This is a genomic window from Vreelandella sp. L-15, from assembly GCF_056857635.1.
Map to the genome: position 1 here is coordinate 1 of NZ_JBSXNN010000079.1, position 22664 is coordinate 22664.

General features: G+C 56.2%; 17 protein-coding genes and 1 pseudogene. 6 read left to right on the top strand and 12 right to left on the bottom strand.

Going from position 1 to position 22664, the window contains the following annotated elements; translation table 11 throughout:
* The first annotated feature begins 621 nt into the window (after nucleotides 1–621).
* The 3 genes from ltrA to AC13CY_RS11470 all read left to right on the top strand — a co-directional run bounded on the left by ltrA (nucleotide 622) and on the right by AC13CY_RS11470 (nucleotide 3870).
* Nucleotides 622–1902 carry a group II intron reverse transcriptase/maturase gene (gene ltrA / locus AC13CY_RS11460; RefSeq protein ID WP_023006382.1) on the top strand — a complete coding sequence of 427 codons (1281 nt, stop codon included), beginning with the start codon at nucleotides 622–624 and terminating at the stop codon, nucleotides 1900–1902.
* A 247-nt stretch (nucleotides 1903–2149) separates the two neighbouring features.
* Complete coding sequence (locus AC13CY_RS11465; RefSeq protein ID WP_058578181.1) at nucleotides 2150–2980, top strand: amino acid ABC transporter substrate-binding protein; 831 nt, start codon at nucleotides 2150–2152, stop codon at nucleotides 2978–2980.
* 11 nt (nucleotides 2981–2991) lie between these two features.
* On the top strand, nucleotides 2992–3870 hold the full coding sequence (locus AC13CY_RS11470; protein WP_063610158.1) for an amino acid ABC transporter substrate-binding protein: 879 nt from the start codon (nucleotides 2992–2994) through the stop codon (nucleotides 3868–3870).
* Between the two features lie 65 nt (nucleotides 3871–3935).
* Here the strand turns inward: AC13CY_RS11470 and AC13CY_RS11475 are convergent, their stop codons facing one another.
* From AC13CY_RS11475 to AC13CY_RS11500, 6 genes are read right to left on the bottom strand one after another with little or no spacing between them, the layout of a single operon-like run.
* Entirely contained in the window at nucleotides 3936–4253 is a 318-nt protein-coding gene (locus tag AC13CY_RS11475) for an AtuA-related protein (RefSeq protein ID WP_170968087.1), read from the bottom strand.
* Entirely contained in the window at nucleotides 4246–5619 is a 1374-nt protein-coding gene (locus AC13CY_RS11480) for an acyclic terpene utilization AtuA family protein (RefSeq protein WP_062360938.1), read from the bottom strand. Before AC13CY_RS11480 ends, AC13CY_RS11475 begins: the two co-directional genes overlap by 8 nt.
* Nucleotides 5616–6464 (bottom strand): beta-keto acid cleavage family enzyme, encoded by an 849-nt coding sequence (locus AC13CY_RS11485; RefSeq protein ID WP_058578138.1) that lies wholly within the window; start codon nucleotides 6462–6464, stop codon nucleotides 5616–5618. Before AC13CY_RS11485 ends, AC13CY_RS11480 begins: the two co-directional genes overlap by 4 nt.
* Nucleotides 6461–7390, bottom strand: coding sequence for a 3-hydroxyacyl-CoA dehydrogenase NAD-binding domain-containing protein (locus AC13CY_RS11490; protein ID WP_058578139.1), 930 nt, complete (start codon nucleotides 7388–7390; stop codon nucleotides 6461–6463). The genes AC13CY_RS11485 and AC13CY_RS11490 overlap by 4 nt, the downstream gene beginning before the upstream one ends.
* The gene (locus tag AC13CY_RS11495; protein WP_058578140.1) at nucleotides 7387–9264 is read right to left on the bottom strand and encodes a TRAP transporter permease; all 1878 of its coding nucleotides are present in this window, start codon (nucleotides 9262–9264) and stop codon (nucleotides 7387–7389) included. The genes AC13CY_RS11490 and AC13CY_RS11495 overlap by 4 nt, the downstream gene beginning before the upstream one ends.
* An 18-nt stretch (nucleotides 9265–9282) precedes the next feature.
* Nucleotides 9283–10257: a TAXI family TRAP transporter solute-binding subunit gene (locus AC13CY_RS11500; protein WP_058578141.1), complete on the bottom strand. Its 975-nt coding sequence runs from the start codon at nucleotides 10255–10257 to the stop codon at nucleotides 9283–9285.
* 130 nt (nucleotides 10258–10387) lie between these two features.
* Between AC13CY_RS11500 and AC13CY_RS11505 the strand changes: the two genes are divergently transcribed.
* Nucleotides 10388–11335 carry a LysR family transcriptional regulator gene (locus tag AC13CY_RS11505; protein ID WP_063610144.1) on the top strand — a complete coding sequence of 316 codons (948 nt, stop codon included), beginning with the start codon at nucleotides 10388–10390 and terminating at the stop codon, nucleotides 11333–11335.
* Nucleotides 11336–11353: 18 nt separating this feature from the next.
* Here the strand turns inward: AC13CY_RS11505 and preA are convergent, their stop codons facing one another.
* The 4 genes from preA to AC13CY_RS11525 are packed head-to-tail and all read right to left on the bottom strand — an operon-like array spanning nucleotide 11354 to nucleotide 16451.
* Entirely contained in the window at nucleotides 11354–12697 is a 1344-nt protein-coding gene (preA, locus tag AC13CY_RS11510; RefSeq protein WP_058578142.1) for an NAD-dependent dihydropyrimidine dehydrogenase subunit PreA, read from the bottom strand.
* The gene (locus AC13CY_RS11515; protein ID WP_483052535.1) at nucleotides 12694–14073 is read right to left on the bottom strand and encodes an NAD(P)-dependent oxidoreductase; all 1380 of its coding nucleotides are present in this window, start codon (nucleotides 14071–14073) and stop codon (nucleotides 12694–12696) included. Before AC13CY_RS11515 ends, preA begins: the two co-directional genes overlap by 4 nt.
* Before the next feature lie 40 nt (nucleotides 14074–14113).
* Nucleotides 14114–15553, bottom strand: coding sequence for a dihydropyrimidinase (hydA, locus tag AC13CY_RS11520; protein WP_058578144.1), 1440 nt, complete (start codon nucleotides 15551–15553; stop codon nucleotides 14114–14116).
* A 31-nt stretch (nucleotides 15554–15584) separates the two neighbouring features.
* Nucleotides 15585–16451: a nitrilase-related carbon-nitrogen hydrolase gene (locus tag AC13CY_RS11525; protein WP_058578145.1), complete on the bottom strand. Its 867-nt coding sequence runs from the start codon at nucleotides 16449–16451 to the stop codon at nucleotides 15585–15587.
* Nucleotides 16452–17071: 620 nt separating this feature from the next.
* Here AC13CY_RS11525 and AC13CY_RS11530 point away from each other — a divergent pair.
* Nucleotides 17072–18589, top strand: a complete 1518-nt coding sequence (locus AC13CY_RS11530; RefSeq protein WP_058578183.1) for an NCS1 family nucleobase:cation symporter-1 — start codon at nucleotides 17072–17074, stop codon at nucleotides 18587–18589.
* 61 nt (nucleotides 18590–18650) lie between these two features.
* Here AC13CY_RS11530 and AC13CY_RS11535 read toward each other — a convergent pair whose 3' ends face one another.
* The gene (locus tag AC13CY_RS11535; RefSeq protein ID WP_062360936.1) at nucleotides 18651–19556 is read right to left on the bottom strand and encodes a LysR family transcriptional regulator; all 906 of its coding nucleotides are present in this window, start codon (nucleotides 19554–19556) and stop codon (nucleotides 18651–18653) included.
* A 163-nt stretch (nucleotides 19557–19719) separates the two neighbouring features.
* Here AC13CY_RS11535 and AC13CY_RS11540 point away from each other — a divergent pair.
* Nucleotides 19720–21654 (top strand): annotated as a pseudogene (locus tag AC13CY_RS11540) (putative bifunctional diguanylate cyclase/phosphodiesterase); the annotation flags it as partial.
* Here the strand turns inward: AC13CY_RS11540 and AC13CY_RS11545 are convergent.
* Nucleotides 21634–22662, bottom strand: a complete 1029-nt coding sequence (locus AC13CY_RS11545; protein WP_483052536.1) for a CobW family GTP-binding protein — start codon at nucleotides 22660–22662, stop codon at nucleotides 21634–21636. The pseudogene AC13CY_RS11540 and the gene AC13CY_RS11545 sit on opposite strands and share 21 nt — an antisense overlap.
* Nucleotides 22663–22664: the final 2 nt, after the last annotated feature.

Here is a 22664-nt window from a genome sequence, read left to right on the forward strand (position 1 = left end):
ATTTGAGTGCGCCAGGCAAAGCCTGGACATCCGGGAAACCGAGAAGGTGGAAAGGATGTCGTGAAACCCAGTGGGTGAAAGTCCCACCCGGCCAAGGCTAGCCACCAGCCGGCAGCGAGTGTTGCGTGGTGTCGGGTAACCGCCGCTGCGAAGCGTACACAGCGAGTAGGTAGGCCGTGTGATAGAGCCCCGAAATTGTGGTAGTGGCAGTCGCCGACAGTTTTCAAATGCTGGAAGGCAACACGACCCTGCCGTATGGCTTGGCAGGGAAGGGCCGCCGGGGTCGAAGAGCAGGGCATGTCCATACAGGGGTTTCCCAGGAACCTGGGAGGCCCGTCCTTCTCCTCTGAACGACAAAGGTACAGGCATGGGGCTGCCTGCGGCGAAAGCTCCCGGTCCGGTGCTGTCGTGCCTGACGGTACCGGAAGCAAACAACAGGCACTCAGGGGGTACGGCCAGGCGACCATAAGGAGCCAGCCGGATGGAAGGGCGGGAGTCGGAGTCGCTCATAGTACCGAAGAAGGCGGGGAACCTACTCGACGGGACCCGCTGGAGGGAAGGGGCGGCCAATCATCAGAACTGCACGAGGGCAACATGACAGGTGCACAGGAACCTGAGGTCATGTCCACGAAACAAGTGCGGATAGCAGCGCTGGCAGAGCGCTTCCCGCAGCGTGCCTTCACGTCACTGGCGCATCATATCGACGCCCAGTGGCTGAGGACGGCCTACCTGATGACGCGCCGTGACGGCGCCGTCGGGATCGACGGCCAGACGGCGGACGACTTCGCGCGCGACTTCGAGGCTAACGTCCAGCGTCTGCTGGAAGCGGCCAAGAGCGGTCGCTACCGGGCGCCGCCGGTGCGGCGCGTCAATATTCCCAAGGGAGACGGGCGCTCCACACGGCCGATTGGCATTCCTACCTTCGAAGACAAGGTCCTGCAACGTGCCGTGGTGGCCCTGCTGGAGCCGCTCTATGAGCATGATTTTCACGAGTGCTCGTATGGTTTCCGGCCGGGGCGCTCGGCGCATCAGGCCATCGGAACGGTGAGGAATGGCCTGATGTCGATGGGCGGAGGCTGGGTCATTGATCTGGACATCAAAGCCTTCTTCGACACGATCGACCACCAGCACCTGCGTGCGTTTCTGCAGCAACGAGTGAAGGACGGCGTGATCCTCCGCCTGATCGGCAAGTGGCTCAAGGCCGGGGTATTGGACGCCGGGCAATGGCAGAAGGGCGAGATAGGCAGCCCACAAGGGGGTGTGATTTCCCCCTTGCTGGCGAATGTCTACCTCCACTACGTGCTGGATGAGTGGTTTGAGCAAGACGTCAAACCACGCCTGCGCGGACGAGCATTCTCGGTGCGCTTCGCCGATGATGCCGTGCTCGCCTTCAGCAACGAAGCTGATGCCCGCAAGGTGCTGGAGGTACTGGCCAAGCGCTTTGCGCGCTTCGGCCTTACCCTGCACCCGACCAAGACTCGGCTGGTACGGTTTCGGCCACATCGCGAGCTACGGGCCGAGACCTTCGACTTCCTGGGCTTTACCTATTACTGGGGGAAGTCCCTGCGTGGACGCTGGATCATCAAGCAGAAAACGGCCAAGGACCGGTTCAAGCGAGGCCTGAAGCGAATTTCGCTGTGGTGCCGAGCCAACCGCCACCTGCCCCTGCGTGATCAGCACCGCCAACTCTGTCGAAAGGTTATGGGGCACTATGCGTACTACGGGATAACCCACAACATCGAGTCTCTGCAACGCTTCCAATACAGGGTTCAGACAACCTGGATCAAGTGGCTCAGGAGGCGATCACAGAGAGGATGGTTCCCGTGGGAGAAGGCAAGGCAACTGTTGCTGACACTCCCGTTACCGCGAGCGAGAATCGTGCACCGAGCGTCCTTCGTGTGAACCTGACGGTTGAGGAGCCGAGTGCGTCAATCGCGCACGCTCGGATCTGTGGGGGGCCGGAACGAGCAATCGTCCGGTCTACCCGACCTATAACTCATGTGGCGCTTTACACCGCCAAGGCGATGGGGAGAGGGCGCTATGCGGTTTTTGGCCCTGAGATGACGATGGGAGGCACTTCATGACGGCGAAGATAACATCATGCTTAGTAGCTTCCCTTTTCAGCGTGTTAGCTAGCAGCACTACGCTCTTGGCAGACACCTCTCCTACACTTGAACGTATTGCGCAGAGGCAGACCATTACGATTGGTCATCGAGAAAGCGAGGTGCCATTCTCTTACCTAGTCGATGGGCAGCCGGTTGGGTACGCCATCGACCTATGTTTGGCGGTGGTAGAGCGCATTAGCGAACAGCTTGAAGGCCCTCCGCCCAGAGTGGAGTTTGTGCCGGTGACTCCGGTGAATCGTTTTATTCTGCTGCGTAATGGTGAGATTGACCTAGAGTGTGGCGTCACCACCAGCACTTCTGAACGCCGCCAGCAGGCCGCGTTTTCCTATCCTCATTTTCTCACCGCCACGCACTATGTAGCCCTCGCTGAAAACGACATAAATACGGTAGCGGACTTGGCTGGCCGCAGCGTTGTCTCGACAACGGGCACGATTAACGTTGAGCAGTTAAATGAGCTCAATCGTACCCAAGAGCTGAATATCGCAGTGATGTTAAGCCGTAGCCATGACGAAGCGTTCGCGATGGTCGCCAACGAAAAAGCCACGGCGTTTGTGATGGACGATATTTTACTCGCCAGCCTAGTATCTGCGGCGGCCTTGCCTCAGCGTTTCCATATTTCGGAAGAAACAATTAGTGAGCCAAAGCCCTATGGCTTGATGATGCCATTAGAGGATGCAGTGTTTGCTGAGATGGTTAACGAAGCGCTGTATGAGCACTATCACAGCGGCGCTATTCAGGCGCTGTACGATAAGTGGTTTTTAAAGCCTATACCACCTGGAAACCGAGTGATTGGCTTGCCGGTAAGCTCAGAGCTGGCCGCTATCTTTGAGCGCCCAGATGCCTATGCCCACTAAGGAGGTAAGAGATGCAAAGAGTGCAAGCGCGGTGGTGGGGGCTGTTGATGGCTGTTTGGATGCTCTCTACGGCAGCAGCAGCGGAGATCAATACGCTACAGCGGCTGAGTGAAACCGGCACGCTTCGCGTGGGGTATGGCGATACCGCTCCCTTTTCTTACCAAGATGACGAAGGCAATGTGCGTGGCTACTCCATTGAATTATGCCAGCGGGTGGCGGAGCAGTTACAGCAGCAGCTTAACCTGCCCAAGCTCGATATTGAGTACGTTTTCCGCACCCCCGGTAATCGGGTTCAGCTGTTAAACAGCGGCGAAATCGATATTGAGTGCAACGCCAGCACCAATAATGCGGAGCGAAGGCGCAGCGCTGATTTTTCGCTTAGCCACTTTTTTGTCTCTGTACGCTTTGTGGCACTTAAAGAGAACCAGTTTTTCACTCTGCAGGACCTCGCCGGGAGGAGCGTGAGTGTGGCCCGGGGAACCGTCAATGTAGGACAAATTAACCAAGCCAACCGCGAACAGCAGCTCAACCTTTCTGTTGTGCCGGTGGAAACGCTGCAAGAAGCCTTTGATCTAGTCACGGAAGGTCGTGTTGCCGCCTTTGCCATGGACGATATCCTGCTCAGCACGATGATCGCTGAATCGGAAGATCCCTCAGCCTATTCGCTTTCAGAAGAGGCGGTTACCGCTGAAGAGCCGCTGGGCTTACTGATGCGCCAAGGGGACCAAGCGTTCGTGGAGCAGGTCAACCAGGCGCTGCGCGAGATTTATCAGCGGGGAGACATATTGGCGTTGTATGAAAGATGGTTTCTGCAGCCGTTACCCGGCAAGGGCATCACTCTTAACGTGCCTATTAGTGAGACGCTAGCGCAGCATTTTATGAACCCGTAGCGCTATGAATACGACGCCAAGCCGCCCACGTTGATGGGAGCCGTTCAAAGGGCGGCTTGGCGTATTTAAGTAGGAGGAGTCACCTGCATAGATAACAATAAGGCCGATAGCGTTTTACCATGCCCATCCAAGTTTAGAGCGCCATTGACGCCACCTTGTAGCGCGTCATCAAGCACTAAGTTCACCCCTTTTAGATGAGGCAATAAATAGCGGGTGACGTGACTCACACCCCGATGCTCAAATAGCGCTGCAACGTTTGGCTCTGAAAGTTGCTCAACTAGCCAAGCGTAGTGATCCTCCTGATACACAAATACCCCTAGGCTGAGTCGGTCGCCTTTATCGCCGGCCCGGGCATGGGCATAGCGGTGCAATAGTTCACTCATTACCCTCTCCTCCATGCAGTGTAACGGTGGGGGCCACTTGTTGCCTGGGTACCAAATACGAGGCTGTTTTTAAGCGTTGTGTATGGTGGCGTCGTACGCCGCCACCTCCCGCTGGCCCGCAGCAATAGAGCGCCAATAACTCCTGTGTTGCCAGCTCAACCACGCTTTTGTCTGCATGCTCTACGGCAAGACGAAGGCGAATATCGTTGGCGGCGTCCTGCAAAGTTTGAGCGGTGAGCTGTGAGTCGCCATCGAAAACGCTGGAAATGCCAATTAAGTCAAAGCGTGCACGCAGATTGGCGGGGCAGCGCAATGCCAGCCGCTGGCGCAGGGTTTCTCTGGCCAGGTTTGCTCTAGCGAAGGCATTAGGGCCCGCATAGGAAATCTCGGCTTCGCCTTGGTAACCATCTAGAAAACTCACAGTGGTTTTTAAACGATCAGGTGCTGGCTTGCCGCGTACACCGGTGACTTCAACACGATCTTTAGTAAGCTGCCTGACCCGGACGTGCTCAAGATCAATGACGACATCGGGAGTGATATAAGCGCCGGGGTTATGTATTTCATATAGCAGTTGCTCTTTGACCGTTTGCTCGGTGACTAAACCGCCCGTACCCGGTGGTTTGGTCACTACCAGCCGCCCGTTACGCTCAACCTCCACCAGGGGATAGCCTAGGGAGGCCATGCCAGGGACCTCTTTAACTCCCGGATCAGCAAAGTAACCGCCGGTCACTTGCGTGCCACACTCAATCAAATGGCCTGCTAAGGCCCCGGCGGCTAGTTTGTCCCAATCATCGCCTGCCCAGCTGTGGTAATAACAGAGTGGGGCAAGCGCGAGTGAGGGGTCGGCCACTCGCCCTGTAATCACGACTTGAGCCCCTTGGGCCATGGCCTCGATTAAGGCATCGGCACCCAGATAGACATTGGCGGCGACCACTTGCTCTAGTGCGGAAATAGACCGCTTTTCGCCCTCCCAAGCCTGCCAGTCGAGGGCATGCAGCCGGTCTCTAACATCATCGCCATGAATAGTGGCCAAGCACGCTTGAGAGTGGCCTAAGCGCTGAGCCAACTGCTGAATACGACGGCATGCGGCAGTTGGATTCGCCGCGCCAAAGTTACCCAAAATCGTAATGTGGTTAGCCAGGCAATCACTCAGAACCGGCGATAAAAACTCTTCCAGCAACGGCTCATCACCGCTGTCCGGGTCTTTGATCCGGCGTAACTGGGCAGCCGCCAGCGTGCGTTCCCCGAGTGTTTCAAACATCAGCGCACGAGGAGCATCATAAGACATGAGGGCATCGACCAGCGGCCTAGCCGCATCGGTGCGATCACCAGAGAAGCCCGCGCCACAACCTACCACGACCGTCATAAGGTCACCCCCGTATTAGCAGCGGTAGTCAGGGCGAGAAAACGGCGTGCCTCGGAGGCATTCATCACCCGGCGTCCAGTCGCTTCGATACGAGCTTTAGTCGCGGCGACTAGCTCGGCATTGTTGGTGGCGAGTTGGCCATCCGATCGCCATAGATTATTTTCAAAGCCGACTCGGGTATGACCACCTTGCTGGGCCGCCAGCGCTAAACAATCACCTTCGGTTGGCCCAAACGCACAGACTGCCCAGTGGTCACCAGCCATTAATGCTTGTAAAAAGCCGGGTAGACGGCTTGGGTCGGCAATGGGTGGGTCAACGTAGCGCCCAAGTACGAAGAGTAAGAAAGCCGGACCATTAGGCACATCACCTTGCTCTCTTAAGTGATTGAAGTGGGTGAGGTCTTCAGGCGAATAAACGATGTATTGAATATGTGTTCCGCAGCTGGCCAGGTAACGGCACAGCTCGCCACTGGCTTGAACCTCATGAGCATCACCGAACCATTCACGCACCGCGATAGACACGTAGCCTGGCTGCAATGCCTCCATCACATCTCGTTGTTCTGAGGGGGAATACCGCCCTCCTGCTTCGCTGGTGACTTGAAGAAGTAATTGATCTCCTACGGTTTCCTTAATGGCGCTAATGGCATCTCGGTAGGCACCAGCATCCAGTAAATGACGCCCGCCGGCTTCACGTACATGCACATGCATGGCGGAGGCGCCCGCTGCCAGGCACTCTTGTGCGTCTCTTGCAAGTTCCTCAGGGGTGAGAGGAATAGCGGGATGGTCGTGGTAGACGCGCCGAGCCCCATTAGGGGCTACCATTAGCAAACAAGGTGAGAGGCTCATAAGGTCTCCTCCTGTTTTACGTTAATTGCCAGCGCTTGCTGAATAGCCGTCAACTGCCGATCTCGTTCAGAAAAAAGGTCAGGCAGTGATTGGCCTTGCGTCGCAGATTCAACCCCATGGATCACTTGCGCATACAGCTCATCGTTCATGGTCGGTTGGCCTAAGCTAGCCCAGCGATACTCCTGGCTAGGGCCGAGGTGTTCCAAGTAGTGGCGAATGCCCCCTTGGCCGCCGCCCAGATGATAAGTCAGAAATGGCCCTTGAATGGCCCACCGCAACCCTGGGCCTGCCGTTACTGCCAGGTCGATGTCTTCCACGCTAGCCACGCCTTCCTGTAATAGATAGAGCGCTTCCCGCCACAATGCCGAAGAGAGTCGATTCGCAATATGGCCAATCATCTCTTTACGTAGCATCACCGGCTGCTTACCGATACGCCGATAAAAATCGACCAATCGCTCCACAAGCTCAGTTTCTGGCCCATAGAGTTCGACCAGAGGGACTAGGTGGGGTGGATTGAAGGGGTGCGCGATAATAATGCGCTCAGGCGCAGGTGCACCCTTAGTGATATCAGAGTGCTTTAAAGAGGAGGTGCTGCTCACCACCAACGCTTGTGAAGGCGCTGCCTGTTGAATATCTACTAAGAGCTGTTGCTTGAGCGAGACGGATTCAGGCGCATTTTCGACGACCAGCTCTACGCCTTCTAAGGCCTCTGCCAGCGTTTGCGCGACCACTGGCGTGCGGGCCTCGGCACCAAGGGCACGCATATCCTCAGCCACACGCTGGGTAAATTGGGCGCGGGCGTTGGCATCCGGGTCGAAAGCCGTGACATGTAAACCGCGAGAAAGAAAATAGGCGGTCCAACTAATGCCGATAGTGCCACAGCCAATCATCGCAATATTCGTCATGTTCACTCTTTGATGACTCATAGCTCCGCTCCTTGAAGTGCAACACGCCGAGAGGATTGCCAGGCCCATAGATAGAGCCCCGTCAGTCCCGCAATGCCGACTAACCCAAGTGCGATATTCGGCACCAGCGCCAATAGCCCTGTGGTTGCCAGCAGCGCACTATCCAGCCATCGGTTGCCGAAAAGGCGAGCGCCCCCCAATATGCCCGCGAAAGCCAAAACAAAGGCCATGGCACGTGCGGCGGCTAAGGTAATGTCCCAGGCATCGCCTAAACCGATAAGCGCGGGGTACGCCAGAATCAAGAAGGGAATAACGTAGGTGGTGGCTCCCAAGCGGATAGCATGCCCCGCGACTTGTAACCAGCCCGCCTTAGCGATCCCCGCAGCAACAAACACCGCGATGCACACAGGCGGAGTGATGACCGATATCGTCGCAAAATAGAAAACGAACAGATGGGCGACCAAGGGTTCGATACCGATGCGGGTCAGTGCAGGAGCCAGTACGGCGGCGACCAGCACATAGGCTGCGGTAGTCGGAATGCCCATGCCCATAATCAAGCAGATGACCGCGACAATTAGCGCGACTAGAAACACCTGCTCGCCAGCGACACTGACCACTAGCGTCGACAGCGTGACGCCAATCCCCGTTAAGTTGAGCATGGCCACCAGAATCTGCGCCCCGGCGAGCAACACTCCAATGATGACCATGCCCTTGCCAGCATCTTCCAGACCCGTCAGTAGCGAACGTAAGATTTGGCGGGGCGGCGTTCGGTCCAATAAAGCAAAGAAGAGATAACTGACAAGCAGCAAAGTAATGCCCAAGAAAGCTGCGAATTGGATGGAGTAGCCATTGAGAACGCCACCAAACAAGCCACCCAATGCGGCAACAATCGGGGTCAGCCGCTTAAATTGGAGCACATCTGGCCAAGCGGGAAGCTCGCTCTCTGGGACCAGCGGTAAGGCTTTGCGCACAGCGACCAAGTGCAGCGTAAAAAAGACCGCTACATAGAAAAGGAACGCGGGTAACACGGCGGCTAAGGCAATGGTGACGTAGCTGACACCGAGTATCTCAGCCATGATAAACGCTGCAGCGCCTAAAATCGGCGGCGCGATCTGGCCCCCGGTAGATGCAACCGCTTCAACGCCGCCAGCAAAGGCCGGTGGGTATTTGAGCCGTTTCATCATAGGAATGGTGAAGTTGCCCGTGGTGGCTACGTTAGCCACCGCGCTTCCGCTCACCATCGCAAATAGGCTGGAAGCCACGGTCGCGATTTTGGCGGCGCCCCCTTGGCTTCGCCCACCGATGCGCATTGAAAGATCAATAAAGGTCTGGCCGCCACCTGTGTGGAGCAAGAGACTGCCAAAGAGTACAAACGCGGCAATGGTAGTGGCAGCTACGCCGAGTAGCATTCCCCATACGCCTAAATCCCCGAGAAACAGCGTCTCTGTCACGAAACTAGCATCAAAACCTCGATGGCTGAGCGGGCCTGACAGTCGGTCACCCAGCAGGGCATAGGCGATACCGATGGTGACTAGTAGCGGGAATACCCATCCAATAGCTCGTCGGGCCACTTCCAAAATAGACACCACTAAAATGGCCGTGAGCGCCATATCCTGGGGGGTGGCCCAGGGTAGCGTGGTCAGAATGCTATTGGCGTTGAAGGTAATAAACAGGCAGGCGGTTATTGCCCCCAGGGCTAATAAACAATCAATCACCACCCCTACTGGGCGCCATGTTTTACCAGCGCCCAAGGGATAGGTGAGTAACCCCAGCCCGATCACCAGCGCAAGAAACAGACTGCGATGAACCAAGCTTTCAAAAGGCCCAGCCGCTGAGGTGTAGAAGATGAAGCCGCCCAAAAACAGGGCGACCAGCATGAGCAATTTATTGCGCATGGAACCGAGCTCCTTCCCTTATTCTGATGGCATCAGACGGTCAGGAATATCGTATCCCTGCTCTTCAAAATAGCGTGCGGCACCAGGGTGAAAAGGCACTGTTCCGCTGCTAAGGGTGAGTTCGGCGATATCAACATCGGCGAGATTAGCGAGCGCACTGACCTGCGGTTCGGGATTTTCCATCACGGCTTTAACAATTTGGTAAGCCGTTTCTTCATCAAGTTCGGGGCTTGCGTGCATCGCTAAGCCAAAGCTCCAGGTCGTGTAGGCGGGCATGCCATCCGCCGCTCCCTCGGGGATATTGACCACGGAAATATCAGGCATCTGTTCATTCAGCGTTTCAGCCTGTTCATCGCTAAGCGACAGCACTTGGATCGGCGTAAACGTTGCAATATCCATGGAGGAACCATCCAGCTTTTCACCTACGCCAGATTTGACGTACCCCGCCATGCGATTGTCTTTTACACCGGCAACCACGTCTGTGGTAGAGCCACGCACATACTCAGGGGTTAGGCCCAGCGTCTCCATGACGGCAATCGTCGTTGCTTCGGTGGCAGAGCCGGTGATGCCAGGATTGAGGCGGGCACCGTCCAATTCCGCCATGCTGGTCACGCCAGAGTCTTCGCGCATCACGACATTTTGTGGTGCTTGGGAATAGACCCAAAGCAGGCGGTTATCGACGGGGCGGCTTTCAAACTCTCCTTCACCCGCATAGGCGTGATAGCCCACGTTCGTGGTGACGAGGCCCATGTCGACCTGGTTTCTTAAAATGCGGCGCAAGTTGTCCACTGTGGCACCGGTTTCTACGACCGAGGTGCGCACACCATCCACATGCTGATTAATAATTTGCCCAACGGCGACGAAATAGCCGTATTGGCTAGACGATGTAGAGGTTGAGCCAATTAACAGCTGCTCTTCTGCTTGAGCAGCCGTGCCTGCGATTAAGCCAGCGCTGAGAATGGCGGTTAAGAGCGGCGTTTTTAGTGAGTACATAGCAATTGCTCTCTCTGGGTATTGTGGGTTGTTGGTTCCAGAAGATGCGTGTCATTTGACTTATTAAGAATGAGAGAGCCTGCTAGTATTTGTCTAATATAATTATACGAACGAGACTTTTACTTTATTTATGCAGCCTTCAATCCGACAACTAAAAGCCTTTGTGGCGATTGCCGAGTTCGGCAGCTTCGTTGAGGCGTCCGAGCGCCTGCACATGTCGCAGCCAGCCTTGAGTATTGCTATTCGAAAATTGGAGGAGTGTGTTGGCGGTGTCCTGTTTAATCGCTCGCCGCGAGGCGTACAGCTCACTCCGGAAGGAAAGTTCTTTCTGCCCACGGCTAGACGGCTGATTGGCGATTGGGATGAGGCGCTGGGCGATCTGGGAGAGCTGTTCAATAAACAGAGAGGCAAAATAACGCTCGCCGCGCTGCCGACATTAGCGGCGGGATTTTTGCCGACCGTGCTCGCCGACTATCGGCGTCGATTTCCTAATATCGCCATCAGCGTTCACGATGTATTAGCCTCCCAGGTAGATGATCTTGTTAGCGATCATCGGGCCGATATTGGGCTATCGGTACAGCCGCTGCGCGCAGAAGCAACCCATTTTGAGCCGCTTGTAGAAGACTACTTTGTCGCGGTATGTCCGGATGGGCACCCCTTATTAGCTATGGACACCGTGCCTTGGGAGGCGCTACTGCGCTACCCCATTATCGGCGTGAGTCGCTTGTCGAGCACGCGTGCTGCGATAGAGAGCGTCTTAAAAGAGCTGAGCCTTGAAATGGATTTGATGTGTGAAGTCAGCCAAATTGGCACCGCCGGACGGATGGTGGCCGCAGGTTTAGGGGTGGCTGCGCTCCCTTCACTCAGCTTTCGCCAGATTTCCGCGGAGGGCATAGGCTGGCGGCCTTTAACGGCCCCACACGTTCCGCGGTCATTAGGCATTATTACTCCCTCGCGTGGCTCACCTTCTGCAGCAGCGACCGCCATGCTGGAACTAGTCCGAGAGCATGCTGCCTTCCTACGCGTACGTTTTGAAAGTGGAAATGCGACCGCTTCCTATAAAGGAGGCGGTCGTTAGAGTGATCATCCTGGGTGGTTATGAAGCGACACGGAAGGGGTTACGCGGGTCGTTATCCCAGGCGAGGAAGGGTTTGCCGGTTTCCTGAGGCACCATGGTGATGCAGTTCTCTACGGGGCAGGTGATTTGGCACAGGTTGCAGCCCACGCACTCGTCTTCGATGACCTCGTAGCGGCGTGCGCCGTCCTGCTCGGTGAGTTTGGCAATCGACTGGTGAGAGGTGTCTTCGCAGGCGATATAGCAGCGGCCGCAGTCGATGCACAAATCCTGGTTAATATGGGCGATGGTCTTGAAGTTGATATCCAGATGCTTCCAGTCGGTGGTGTGCGGCACCGCCTTGCGGGAAAACGCCTCAATGGAGTCGTAGCCTTTTTCTGCCATCCAGCGGGAGAGGCCGTCTTTCATCTCCTCTACGATCCTAAAACCGTTGAGCATGGCGGCGGTGCACACCTGCACGCTGCCTGCGCCCAGGGCGATAAATTCCGCCGCATCCCGCCAGGTGGAAATCCCGCCGATGCCTGAAATAGGTAGCGTAGGTGTGGCTGGGTCACGGGCAATTTCTGCCACCATGTTCAGGGCGATGGGTTTGACGGCGCTGCCGCAGTAGCCGCCGTGGGTGCTCTGATGGCCTACGGTGGGTTTGGCGACCATGTTGTCCAGGTCGATGCTGGTGATCGAGTTGATGGTGTTGATTAGCGAGACCGCATCCGCGCCGCCACGTAGCGCCGCCTGGGCACCCACGCGAATATCGGTGATGTTGGGGGTGAGTTTGACAATCACCGGTTTGGAGTAGTGCTTCTTACACCAGTAGGTGACTTTTTCGATCAGATCCGGGTTTTGGCCCACCGCCGCGCCCATGCCGCGTTCCGGCATGCCGTGGGGGCAGCCCAGGTTGAGCTCAATTCCGTCTGCGCCGGTGGCTTCTACCAGCGGCAAGATGTACGCCCAGGCTTCCTCGTTACAGGGCACCATGATGGAGACGATTAGCGCCCGGTCGGGCCAATCCTTCTTCACCTGGGTGATCTCTTTGAGGTTGATCTCCAGCGAGCGGTCGGTAATCAGCTCGATATTGTTAAAGCCAATCACCTCGCGGTTTTTGCCGTAGTGAGCGGAGTAGCGGGAGGAGACGTTGACTGCCGCAGGCTCTTCACCAAGGGTTTTCCACACCACGCCGCCCCAGCCCGCTTCGTAGGCGCGCACGACGTTGTAGGCTTTGTCGGTGGGCGGGGCAGAGGCCAGCCAGAACGGGTTGGGGGCTTTGATACCGGCAAAATTCACCGACAGATCAACGCCGTTCACCACGCTGTCGCCGCTGTTTTTCTTGCCTGGAAAAGAGAGGGTGTTGAAAGGCGTGGTGTTCATGCGGCCTCCTGCTGGGCGGCGAGCGCTTGATGGATGGCGTGAGCCGCCAGCTTGCCGTGCTGCACGGCTTGTACGGTGAGGTCCTGGCCGGGTTTCACGCAGTCGCCCCCGGCGTAAACGTTGGGCAGTGAGGTTTGGAACATCTCATTGACGTGAATGCGCTCGCCGTCGCGGGCAAGCTCCGCGGCAGTGGCGTCGCGCAGGCTTTCGCCAGCGAAGCCTTGGCCGATGGCGGTGAAAATGGCATCCGCCGCGATCTCGAAGGTCTCGCCCGTGGTGGAGAGGCGACCCTGCTGCTCTGCGGTGTTGGCAAAACGCATGCCTGCCACCCGCCCTTGCGCGTCCAGCAGAATCTCGTCGGGCTGCGCCCAGGTGATCATGCGCACGCCGTTAGCTTTGGCGATCTCCTGTTCATGGTCGGTGGCGGACATCGCCTCAACGCCACGGCGATACACCAACGTGACTTCAGCCGCGCCCAGTCGCGCCATTTGCGTGGCCATATCGATCGCCGTATTGCCTGCGCCAATCACGATGCAGCGCTTGGCCACGGCCAGGCTGCCCAGGTCATCGGTTTGGCGCAGGGTTTTGATGTAGTCCACCGCAGGCATCAGGCCCGGTGCATCCTCGCCGGTTAGTCCCAGCGTACGGCTCGCCCCTAGCCCCAAACCCAGGAATACGCTGTCGTACTGCTGGCGCAGGGTGTCGAGGGTAAGGTTGTCGCCCAGGCGCTGGCCGTACTGAAGGTCGATGCCGCCGACTTCCAGTAAGAACTCGACTTCTTTACGGGCAAAGTCATCGGTCATTTTGTAGCGGGCGATACCGTACTCGTTAAGCCCGCCGGGCTTTTGTTCGGCCTCAAAAATCGTCACCTGATGGCCCAGCATTGCCAAGCGATGCGCGCAGGAGAGCCCCGCAGGCCCGGCACCCACCACGACGATGTGGCGGCCAGTGCTGGCGGCGCGCTTAAACGGGTGGCTCTCAAACTGCATATGATCGGTGGCGTGGCGCTGGAGCAGACCAATCAGCACCGGCTGGCACTCGGCGTCGTGGTTACGCACGCAGCTACGTTCGCAGAGAATTTCGGTGGGGCATACGCGGGCGCAGCTGCCGCCGAGGATATTGGCTTTCAGAATGGTTTCCGCTGCGCCATTAATGTTGTTTTCACTGATTTGGCGGATGAAGCTCGGTATATCAATATCCGACGGGCAGGCCTCGACGCAGGGCGCGTCAAAGCAGTAGAGGCAGCGCTGGCTTTCAATGATGGCCTGGCGTGGCGTCAGCGGCGGGTGAAGGTCGCTGAAATTATGCGCCAACGTCGCTGGGTCGTAGGTGCCGACCTCTTTTGCGCTGGGCAGATGATCAAGTGAATGGGTCACGGTCGTTTCTCCATTGCTCTGTTCTTCGTAGGTGCTGGGATTAGCGAGTTACCGCCACGGGTGCATTCAGCTCGGCACGTTTTGCGAGCAGCTCGAACACGCCGGGGTAGGCGGGGCGCTTTAAGTAGCGCCCTGCGCCGCGCTCGGCATGGAGTTCACCGTCCCGCCATGTCCACTTGCCCTGGCTAATGGTGTGGCGAGCAATGCCGCGCACCGTTTTGCCCTCGAAGATGTTGAAGTCGACGTTCTGATGGTGAGTTTTCGCGGAGATCGTGCGCGTACCGTTCGGGTCCCACACCACGATGTCAGCATCGGAGCCCACTTGGATCGCCCCCTTGCGCGGGTAGAGGTTGAAGATTTTGGCGGTATTGGTAGAGGTGACCGCGACAAACTCTTGGGGCGATAGCTTGCCGGTATTCACGCCTTCGTCCCACAGCACGGCCAGGCGGTCTTCCACGCCTGCGGTGCCGTTGGGGATCTTGGTGAAGTCATCTTTCCCAGCGGCCTTTTGCTCTTCGCAGAAGCAGCAGTGGTCGGTGGCGGTGGTTTGCAGGTTTCCAGATTGAAGGCCGTGCCACAGCGCTTCCTGATGACCCTTAGGGCGGAAGGGCGGACTCATCACATGGGCAGCCGCCGTTGCCCAGTCGGGGTTTTGATAAACGCTGTCGTCGATCACTAGATGGCCCGCTAAGCACTCGCCAAATACCGGGTGGCCCTGCTGGCGGGCGTAGGCGATTTCGTCCACCGCGTCCTTGGTGGAAACGTGTACCAAATAAACCGGCGCCCCCAGGGTGCTGGCAATACGAATCGCCCGGCTGGCGGCTTCGCCTTCCACCTGAGGTGGTCGGGAAAGCGGATGCGCTTCTGGCCCGGTCATCCCCTGGGCGAGCAGCTTTTGCTGCATGTGGTAGACCAGCTCGCCGTTTTCTGCGTGAACGGTGGGTACTGCACCCAGCTCCAAGCAGCGGGAAAAACTCTCCACCAGGATATCGTCGGTGGCCATGATCGCGCCCTTGTAGGCCATGAAGTGCTTGAAGCTGTTAACGCCGTGCTCCCGCACCAGCGTCCCCATCTCTTCTTTGACGCTCTCATCCCACCAGGTAATCGCCACGTGGAAAGCGAAATCGGTGGCGGCTTTTTCGGCCCAGCCTTGCCAGGTGTTAAACGCTTCCAGCAGCGACTGGCCGGGGCTTGGGATCACAAAGTCGATGATGGTCGTGGTGCCCCCTGCCATAGCCGCGGCGGTGCCGGTGTAGAAATCTTCGCTGGCCACCGCACCCATAAACGGCATCTGCATATGGGTGTGGGGGTCGATACCGCCGGGCATCACCAATTGGTGGCTGGCATCGACAATCTCGCAGCCTTCCGGCACGTCTAAATCGGTGCCAATGGCGTGGATTTTTCCATCGACGCAGAGCACGTCAGCGCGGTGGGTGTCGGCGTGGGTGACGACGGTGCCGCCCTTGATCAATAAACTCATGATTCACTCCTGGGATAATTGACTGAGGGGCTTATTCGCCGTCGGTTAAGCGGGTGTAGGTTTCCGGGCGGCGGTCACGGAAGAACTGCCAGTTGTTGCGCACCTCGCGCACCATGTCTAAATCGATCTCGTGTACCAGCAGCTCGTCTTCCGTTTCGCTGGCCTGGGCTTCGATTTTGCCGCGTGGGTTAACGATGTAGCTGGAGCCGTAAAAGTCGCCGATATTCCAAGGCGCTTCGCTGCCCACGCGGTTGATGGCAGCGATGAAGCAGCCGTTAGCGGCGGCCGAGGCGGGTTGTTCAAGCTCCCATAAATATTGGGATAGCCCGGCCACAGTCGCGGAGGGGTTGAAGATCACTTCGGCACCGTTAAGGGCCAGTGCTCGCCAGCCTTCAGGGAAGTGGCGGTCATAGCAGATATACACGCCGATCTTGCCGTAGGCGGTATCGAACACCGGCCAGTTAGATTGGCCAGGCTTAAAGAAGAATTTTTCCCAAAAGCCAGCCACTTGGGGAATGTGTGTTTTGTGGTATTTGCCCAGATAGCTACCGTCAGCGTCGAACACCGCTGCCGTGTTGTAGTAAACGCCGGTCTCGGTCTCTTCATAGATAGGGACGATGATCACCATACGGTGTTCGGCGGCGAGCTTCTGCATCATCTGGCAGGTGGGGCCTTCCGGCACCCGCTCGGCAGCGGCGTACCATTTGCTGTCCTGGCTGGGGCAAAAGTAGGGTTGATTAAACACTTCCTGGAAGCACAGTACTTGCACACCTTGTTCAGCGGCTTGTTTTATCAGCGGCAGATGCGCTTCGTTCATTGTGTCTCGAATAGCGGCGGGTTCCAGGTCGGTACTGGTTTTTAGGCCCATTTGAACCAGGCCGATTTTCATCTTCTGCATACAAAGCCCTCTCGTGTCATACGCACCAACCGTCTGCTAGCGCATAACGGTGATTAACGGTCAGGTAAAACCATGTATTGCTAATACGGATTAGCAAATACGGCGGTCGCTTGGCGTGTAGTGACATCGGCTTAAAGCCAAATGTTTATTGTTATGAGTAAAAGTTGTCATATTTGACAGCTTTTTGAACATAGACCTTTACGTAGTCACTTTTCAAGGTTTTTTTATGGGGTGTGCGGCTATCTATTAACCAATTGATTTTATTTGTTTTTATTTTTTATGTGATCTTTTTTTGCTAATTTAGTGAGTGTTTGCACATATTTGGTGGTTTTTAAATTCTTTTAAAATCAGTAATTTGATTTTTCATTGACTGGTTTGTGCACTTTTTATGGTGCTTTTATGGTGCAATATTTTTTTAACGAACTAAGGTTTTTAGTGGGTTTGCTATACATTGGCGAAAACAATAACAAGCGCGTAGGTAGTGACTGCCTATCTGTCGATCAAGTCAGCTTTTTGTTCAATAAGTTAACGATCCTGTCTTCAGTTTAGGCATGCTTATTGCTGCGACAAAAGCTGAACCCGTACCTGCGGTCGGCAATGTCGCTGCTGAGGAGAATAAAATGACTGGCTCAAGAACCCAGATGGTAGACAGAGAGGGGTTGATTGAACTTAATGTTGGTGAGGACGTGCGTAATAGTCCCCGCTTCAATAAAGATATTGCACCTACCCAGGCAAGTGAGCGTACCTGGAGTAAGTGGAATATCGCGGCGCTATGGGTGGGGATGTCGATCTGCGTGCCCACGTATACGCTGGGTGGGGTGCTAACCGCCTACTTCGGCTTGAGCGTGGGGGAGGCGCTCTTTGCCATCCTGCTGGCCAACGTCATCGTACTGATTCCACTGACGCTGAATGCCTTTCCTGGCACTAAGTTCGGGATTCCTTTTCCGGTGGTATTGCGCTCATCCTTCGGTATTTTGGGCTCGAATGTGCCGTGCCTAGTACGTGCGCTGGTGGGCTGCGGCTGGTTCGGCATTCAAACCATGTTTGGTGGTTTAGCTATCCATTTGCTGCTGTCGGAGCTAATTCCTGCCTGGGCTGCTTTGGGTGGCGTGGGGGAGGTGATTGGCTTTTTTGTTTTCGGCGCGATGAACCTGTATGTGGTCATTCGCGGAGCGGAGTCGATTAAGTGGCTGGAAACGCTGGCTGCACCGCTGCTGTTGGCCGTAGGCGTTGGCCTGATGATGTGGGCGTGGCCGCATATGTCGATGACCGAGCTGCTGGCTCAACCGCCATCGCGCCCTGAGGGGGCTTCCGTTTATGGTTATTTCTTTGCCGGTTTGACCGCCATGGTGGGTTTTTGGGCGACTCTCTCACTAAATATTCCTGACTTCAGCCGCTTTGCCAAAAGCCAAAAAGATCAAATTGCAGGTCAAATTATTGGTCTACCGCTGACGATGTTCTTCTTTGCTGCCCTTGGGGTTGTGCTAACCGCTGCGTCTGAATCGCTAGTAGGGCAAACCGTTGCAGATCCGGTGAGGTTAATCGGTTATATCGACAGCCCCTTCTGGGTCATTATGGCGATGTTATTGATCATTATTGCCACTATTTCGACCAACACCGCTTCTAATATCGTCTCACCTACCAATGATTTTCAGAACATAGCGCCAAAAGTGATCAACCAGACGCGTGGCGTGCTGATAACCGGTGCGGTGGGAGTGCTGCTGATGGGCTATGACCTGTTACAAAAGGCAGGCATCATTCCTCCTGGAGTGTCTCTTGAGCAGATGTACTCCAATTGGCTGCTGGGTTACTCCAGTCTGTTAGGCCCCATTGCGGGCATTATGGCGGTGGACTACTTCCTGATTAAAAAGCAGCGCCTGGATGTACCCAGCCTGTACCTGGATAGTCACGCCTATCCTGCGGTCAACATGGCCGGTTTTATCGCTTTCGGGGTTCCTGTTGTGCTGACCTTACTGTCACTGTTAACCGGCACGATGAACTGGTTCTATGACTACGGCTGGTTCACTGGCTCCGCGCTGGGGGCGATTGTTTACTACGTCGCAAGCCAGGTATTGGCGTCATCTCCAAAGGCGGGGCCTGCGCCAGTGATGGCCAGCGAGGTGACAGAGCAATCCTGATCGGCTGTCGATGATAGTGGCTGTATGACAAAGCTCGGCAATTAGCCGAGCTTTGTCAGGCTTAGCCCCCCCCACTGATAAACCCCAAAAACGCATCCACCACGCGGTTGGGGCGGCGGTCATGGCGGGTAATCAGTACAAACGGGATGCGGTAGTGCTGAGTAGCGGTGTGAAGCGCGCGCATCTTGCCAGCTGCCACCCACTGCTCGGCGACATGTTCGGGTAGAAAGCCCATAAAGCGTCCGGTCAAAATCAGAAAGGCGGCCCCTTCTCGGTCCGAGGCAGAAGCCTGTAGGTTGAGTGCTTCGTGGGCTTGGCGTGCAGCATCAGGTAGGGGGTAGCGCGGGCGAATCGCCGGGTGGCTGGCGATTTGTGCAAGGCTCAATGCCTCATCGGGCACGCTGAACAGGGGATGTTCGGCGGAGCAGTATAAGTAAGAAGGTTCGTCGTACAACAGCCGTGTTTCTAAACTGGTGGGCAAATTCACCGCAGGCACTACCCCCACATGCAGGTGACCATCCATCACGCCGCGAATCACCGCGTCCGATGGCTCCATATGAATATGGACCGTTACCTCGTGATGAGGGGCGGTGAGTGCTGCCAATGCATGGGTCACATCCATGGCGGGTAGCGTGACGAGGTTATCGGTAATACCGATATTCAATTCGCCTTTGATAGTGTGATGCAGCGCGTTAACGTCGCTTTTAAAGGTCTCCAGCGCCGTAAGCAGCGTTAGCCCTGCCTGATAAATCTCTTTCCCCTCTTCTGTTAGGCTGAATCCGCCGCGTCCTCGCTGACAGAGGGAAAACCCCAGACGCCCCTCCAGGTCGTTCATATGCTGGCTAATGGCCGAGCGACTAATCCCCAAGGTGGTTTCCGCAGCGGTAAAACCGCCGCACTCAACGACCGTCTTAAAAATGCGGATCAGGCGTATTTCGTAGTCGCTCATTTGGCCTAGTGATGCCATAACTGTCTCTTGATCAGGAAAAAAGGGGGGGGCTGCATTGCGTTTAACAAAAAATTGATATACATCAAAAAAGCGAAGCGTCACTATCCTGGCATTGCGCCCATAGAGTCGCGGTGGTGTATCTTCCACTGTTATCCATGCCATCGCAAAGGACAAGCTACTCTTGGGTAGCCAGCAAGCGCTAGGATTGCACTATCAGCAGGTGTTGCCCCCCGCGTTGGCAAACACCTTTGACGCCATCTTTCATCAAGTTCAGCAAACCCGTCAGGTGGCGACGTTTGAATACCCGCTGATGCTAGGCCAACAGCAACGTTACTTTCATGCCACTGTTAGCCCCTTGGCAAGCAAAGCAAAATACTTTGAAGGAGTGCTTTCTGTGACCCGCGATATTACCGACGCGAAGCAAGCCGAGGCTGAACTGCAAATCGCCGCTGCGGCATTCCAGGCGCATTTAGGCATTATGGTGACCGATGCGCGGGGCAATATCCTGAAGGTTAATGATACTTTTAAGCGTATTACCGGTTACAGCGATGAGGAGATGATTGGCAAAAACCCGCGTATGTTTAGTTCCGGCCACCATAACGCTGCGTTTTATCGTCGGCTGTGGCGTAGCGTTATGGCAACGGGTAACTGGGAAGGGGAGATCTGGAATCAGCGCAAAAACGGCGAGCTGTTTCCTGAGTGGCTGACCATTAGCGCGGTGTATGGCCACGGCGGTGAATTGACCCACTACGTGGCGACCATGAGCGATATTAGTGAGCGTAAAGCGGCCGAGGAGGAGATCCACCAGCTTGCCTTTTATGACCCGTTAACCGGCTTTGCTAACCGTCGACTGTTTATTGATCGTATTGGTACAGCGTTAAAAGAGCTTAACCGTCATCAGCGCTGCGGCGCGTTAATCCTGATCGATATTGATAACTTTAATCATGTTAACGATACCCTAGGCCACCATGCGGGCGACCAGCTGTTGCAAAGTGTTGCCCGGCGCTTTGGGCGAATGCTGCGAGATACCGACACCTTGGCAAGGTTGGGAAGCGACGAGTTTGCGGTGCTGATCGAAGGGATTGATGGTAGCCCACGGCAAACTCAGCAACTGGCTAAATATATCGCGTATAAGCTGCTGGTGGCGCTGGATGAGCCGATCAGCGTGGGGGAGGAGAGTGCGTTAGTCACCGCTAGCGTAGGTATTACGATCATCGCAGATAGCCAGCGCAGCGCAGACGACTATCTTCAACAGGGAGATATGGCACTTTCTCAAGCGAAAGCCAGCGGCCGACGAGCAGTGCGCTTTTTTGACCCTTCCATGCAGGCAAAACTGCTAGCTAAGGTAAAACTAGAGTCGGAGCTTCGCCAAGCGCTTGAGCATCAGCAATGGCGGCTGCATTACCAACCTCAGGTTGATCGTCGGGGTAGATTAATAGGCGTTGAAGCCCTACTGCGCTGGCAGCACCCTGAGCGTGGGTTAGTCTCGCCGGGCGAGTTTATACCGCTGCTAGAGAGCACAGGGCTGATTAATGATGTCGGGGAGTGGGTGCTGGAAGAGGCTTGCCAGCAGTTAGCCCAGTGGGCAGGTTCGCCGCTGCTGGATAGGCTCACGATTTCGGTGAACATCAGCCCATTACAATTCCGCGAGAACAACTTTCTACAGCGGGTCGAGCAGGTATTTCAGCGTACTCAAGCGCCGCTAGAGCAGCTGAAATTAGAAGTCACTGAAACTCTGTTTGTAGAGGCGCGTGACGATGCACGCGATAAAATGCTCAGTCTAAAAGCCTTGGGCGTTCGTTTCTCGCTGGACGACTTCGGCACCGGCTACTCGTCGCTGGCTTACTTGGCCCAACTGCCGTTGGACCAGCTGAAAATTGACCAATCCTTTGTGCAGCAAGTGCTCGAGAGCAAAGCAAACGCGGCGATTGTGGAAAGTACCATTGCCCTGGCGAAGAGCTTAAACCTGGATGTGATTGCCGAGGGGGTGGAAGTGGAAGCGCAGCAGGCGTGGCTGATGGCCCATGGCTGTCACGCCTTTCAGGGCTATCTGTTCGGACGGCCGGTGTCCGTTAATGACATTGAAGCAGCCGTGCTAGCTCAGTCCTACGCGTGAGGCATGCAGCTTGATGAGTAACGCCGCGATCAGCGCGGCGTGCTCAAAGCTCTCGGGGGTAATCACCTCAAGCCGTGAGTCCTGCCGCCAGGCGCTGCTGGCAACGCTGAGCGCGCCGTCTGCGCGGTTGAACCGTTTCCAGCCGTCGGTGGTGTGGAACACTCCCTTTACCCGCGCCGTAGCGGGCAGCTCGCCAACACAATGGGCGAGATGGTCGAGGTCGAATCGCTCGGTAGGGTGCCACCGCAGGCCCGTGCTGGTGTAACCCAGGGCAGTGGCGGTTTGCTGTTGGGGCTGGCCAGCAGGGGGCGGAAAATCGAAAAAAGCCCCCTCTAGGCTAGGGCTGGCTGCCAGAGCCTGATGCTCGGCAGGCATCGCAGGCTGATCTTGTTGGCGCGCCTGGCCGCTGTCCAAGATGAGCGACACCGGCAGCCCCCCTTCCTCAACGGTGTACACCCATTTACGGGCCGGCCATAGCGTGCCGATAAACTGCTGCGCTTGTTGATGCTGGGCGCTGCTTGCCTGCTCGCCCATGGTGATAGCGATGGCGTCAGCCATATTTAGCTGGTCCTGAAACGTGTCGTGCTCACGCACGCGGGCTTCATCCAATCGGCGTGGGTCAAGCGTGGCGATGATATCCTGCACCGCCACCACGTCTTGAAACGCCTCGCCGCGCAGTAAATCTAATAACCCCGCCGGATGGCCAAGGCCCGATGGCTCGATAATCACCCGGTCGGGCTTGCTGCGCGCTAATAAATTGACCAGCGCCGCCTGAAGCACAAACGCCAGCTGGCAGCATAGGCAGCCGCCGGGCAAGCCTTTTACCACCACATCATCGCGGGCATCAAACATCGCTTGATCAATGCCGATCTGACCAAATTCGTTGACCAAAATCGCCCACTTCTCATCCACAGGCTTTTGCTCGATCAGGCTGTGGATAAGCGTGGTTTTGCCGCTACCTAAAAAGCCGGTGACGATGTGAACGGGAACGCGTGAAGCGGCTGCCAACG

Coding starts and splice junctions, on each gene's coding strand:
- ltrA (WP_023006382.1), top strand. CDS start 622: ATGTCCACGAAACAAGTGCGGATAGCAGCGCTGGCAGAGCGCTTCCCG.
- AC13CY_RS11470 (WP_063610158.1), top strand. CDS start 2,992: ATGCAAAGAGTGCAAGCGCGGTGGTGGGGGCTGTTGATGGCTGTTTGG.
- AC13CY_RS11475 (WP_170968087.1), bottom strand. CDS start 4,253: ATGAGTGAACTATTGCACCGCTATGCCCATGCCCGGGCCGGCGATAAA.
- AC13CY_RS11480 (WP_062360938.1), bottom strand. CDS start 5,619: ATGACGGTCGTGGTAGGTTGTGGCGCGGGCTTCTCTGGTGATCGCACC.
- AC13CY_RS11485 (WP_058578138.1), bottom strand. CDS start 6,464: ATGAGCCTCTCACCTTGTTTGCTAATGGTAGCCCCTAATGGGGCTCGG.
- AC13CY_RS11490 (WP_058578139.1), bottom strand. CDS start 7,390: ATGAGTCATCAAAGAGTGAACATGACGAATATTGCGATGATTGGCTGT.
- AC13CY_RS11495 (WP_058578140.1), bottom strand. CDS start 9,264: ATGCGCAATAAATTGCTCATGCTGGTCGCCCTGTTTTTGGGCGGCTTC.
- AC13CY_RS11500 (WP_058578141.1), bottom strand. CDS start 10,257: ATGTACTCACTAAAAACGCCGCTCTTAACCGCCATTCTCAGCGCTGGC.
- AC13CY_RS11505 (WP_063610144.1), top strand. CDS start 10,388: ATGCAGCCTTCAATCCGACAACTAAAAGCCTTTGTGGCGATTGCCGAG.
- preA (WP_058578142.1), bottom strand. CDS start 12,697: ATGAACACCACGCCTTTCAACACCCTCTCTTTTCCAGGCAAGAAAAAC.
- hydA (WP_058578144.1), bottom strand. CDS start 15,553: ATGAGTTTATTGATCAAGGGCGGCACCGTCGTCACCCACGCCGACACC.
- AC13CY_RS11525 (WP_058578145.1), bottom strand. CDS start 16,451: ATGCAGAAGATGAAAATCGGCCTGGTTCAAATGGGCCTAAAAACCAGT.
- AC13CY_RS11530 (WP_058578183.1), top strand. CDS start 17,072: ATGACTGGCTCAAGAACCCAGATGGTAGACAGAGAGGGGTTGATTGAA.
- AC13CY_RS11535 (WP_062360936.1), bottom strand. CDS start 19,556: ATGGCATCACTAGGCCAAATGAGCGACTACGAAATACGCCTGATCCGC.